The organism is Aquabacterium sp. UBA2148, assembly GCF_002328915.1.
GTDB lineage: Bacteria > Pseudomonadota > Gammaproteobacteria > Burkholderiales > Burkholderiaceae_C > Aquabacterium > Aquabacterium parvum.
In genome coordinates, this window is record NZ_DCXA01000276.1 from 263 (window position 1) to 2,519 (window position 2,257).

The following is a 2,257-nucleotide window of genomic DNA, read 5'->3' on the forward strand; positions in this document are numbered from 1 at the left end:
ATGCGGTTGCCGATGAAGCCATCGCACACACCAGCGCGCACGGGCACCTTCTTCAAACGCTGTGCCAGCGCGAAGCCCGTGGCCACCACGTCGGCCGACACCTGCGCGGGCACCACGATCTCCAGCAGCTTCATGATGTGGGCCGGCGAGAAGAAGTGCAGCCCGATCACATCGCCTGGCCGCGAAGTGCCCCGCGCGATCTCGTTGATGTCCAGGTAGGAGGTGTTGGTGGCCAGCACCGCGCCCCGCTTGCAGACGCGATCCAGTTCGGCGAACACCGCGTGCTTGACGGCCATGTCCTCGAACACCGCTTCGATGACCAGGTCCACATCGGCCAAGGCCGCGTAGCTGACTGCACCTTGCCAACGCGCCAGCACCTCGGTCTTGCCTTCGGGTGTCAACCGACCCTTGGCCACGTGCCCGTCGTAGACCTTTTCGATGCGCGCACGCCCCAGCGTCAGCGCGGCCTCGTCGCGCTCGACCATCACCACCGGCAGGCCCGCGCTCAGCAGCGCCACCGCGATGCCCGCGCCCATGGTGCCGCCCCCCACCACGCCCACCTTGTTCAAAGGCCGGGGCTGGGCCACGCGGGCCTCGGGCGTGTCCATCACGGCGGCTTCGGCGCGTTGCAGGTGGGCGAGCGCCGCTTGTTCTGCGGGCGACGGGGCAGGGGTCTCAGCGGGCATGTCTCGCTCCTGGGCGCGTTCTGCGCTTTTACTGGGAAGGCCAAGTCTGCGAGGCCGGTCAGCAAAGGAACTGGCCACCGCGTCAGAAGGCACCCAGCATCCTCCCAGAGCGATCTACCTTTGACAATCCGATCTTCCATTGACAGGCTGTCAAGCCAGTTTTGACAATCGTGCGATCATTGATGCCATGGCCGACGCCCCCATGGACCTCCACGCCCTGACCCTGCTGGTCGACATCCTCGACGCCGGCTCGCTCAGCGAAGCCGCGCGGCGCCTGAAAACCAGCCGAGCCAACGTCAGCTACCACCTGAGCCAGCTCGAGCGCGGTCTGGGCCAGCAACTCGTGCGCCGCAGCACCCGCCGCATCGCCCCCACCGAACTCGGCCTGCAGTTGTGCGAACACGGCCGCAAGATCCGAGACGAGCTTGCCGCCGCGCGCGACACCATCTCTGCGCTCGGCCAGTCCCTGCAAGGCCGCGTGCGCCTGAGCGTGCCCAGCGGATACGGCCAGTTGGTGATGTCGCCCTGGCTGATCGACTTCAAGCGCGCCCACCCCGGCATCGTGCTCGACGTGGTGTTCGAGAACCGCGTGGTCGACCTCATGCGCGACGAGGTGGACGTGGCCGTGCGCGTGCTCTCCGACCCGCCTGAGCAACTGGTGGCCCGAGAGATGGGCGCGGTGCGCTACGTGGCCTGCGCCTCGAACGCCTACGTGGCTGCCCACGGCCTGCCGCAGCAGCTCCAAGACCTGTGCACCGCGCCGCTGATCACCTCGGCGGTGGTGGGGCGGCAGTTGCGCCTGGCCGCTTACCTTCACGGCGAGCGCCACGAGGTGCCGCTCTCGCCCACGCTCACGTCCGAGAACTTTCACTTCCTGCGCGAGGCCATCGAGGCCGGTCTGGGTGTGGGCCTGGTGCCGGACTACGTGGTGCAGTCGCTCATCGACGCGGGCCAGGTGCAGACCACGCTCGACGACTGGAAGCTCAGCATCTTCGGCACGCGCATGTTCATGCTCTACATGCCCAACCGCCACCCCACGCGCGCCATGTCTGCCTTCATCGAGTTCGTCTTGTCGCGAGCGCGAGCGGAGGCTTGACGACGCCGAGCGCAGGAGACTTGCCCGGCGTCGCTCGGCGCACTGGCGCGCGCAGGACCGAGCCCATGCGCGAGGTTGTTGCAAGCCGTATCAGGCTTGTTGCGTTTGTTGCCATTTTCCGGCGTTCGGGCCCCTGATGGGGGGAGGGGTGGGGCAGGGCGCTGCTCCTAAACTCCCGGCACCAAACAAACCAAATCAGGGACCATGAATTTGCCAAGCCTGTCGGACCTGGCCGGGCTGCTGTCTGCGTGGGCGCAAGACACCCGGCTGCACGCGCTGGCGGCCACGCATGCCGAGCAGCCCTTGCCCGCTGACTTGATGGTCGAGCGCTTCGAGCTGCACGAAGCCGTCTCCCAGCCCTTCGAGCTGTGCATCCACGTCCTCACGCTTGACACCCACGTCGCCCTCAAAGACCTCTACGCGCGCCCCGTCACGCTGACCACGCGCCTGTCCGATGGCAGCGAGGTCTCGCGCA

General features: G+C 67.3%; 2 protein-coding genes and 1 pseudogene. 2 read left to right on the top strand and 1 reads right to left on the bottom strand.

Annotated features, from left to right (window positions below):
- Nucleotides 1–602, bottom strand: a pseudogene (locus tag B2W70_RS15515) (3-hydroxyacyl-CoA dehydrogenase family protein); the annotation flags it as partial.
- 286 nt (nucleotides 603–888) lie between these two features.
- On the opposite strand from B2W70_RS15515, the gene B2W70_RS15520 reads away from it, so the two are divergent.
- Together B2W70_RS15520 and B2W70_RS15525 are read left to right on the top strand one after the other, a co-directional pair.
- Complete coding sequence (locus tag B2W70_RS15520; RefSeq protein ID WP_286747025.1) at nucleotides 889–1,782, top strand: LysR family transcriptional regulator; 894 nt, start codon at nucleotides 889–891, stop codon at nucleotides 1,780–1,782.
- A gap of 204 nt (nucleotides 1,783–1,986) precedes the next feature.
- Nucleotides 1,987–2,257 (top strand): hypothetical protein (locus B2W70_RS15525; protein ID WP_286747022.1); only part of this gene is annotated, 271 nt, incomplete at its 3' end.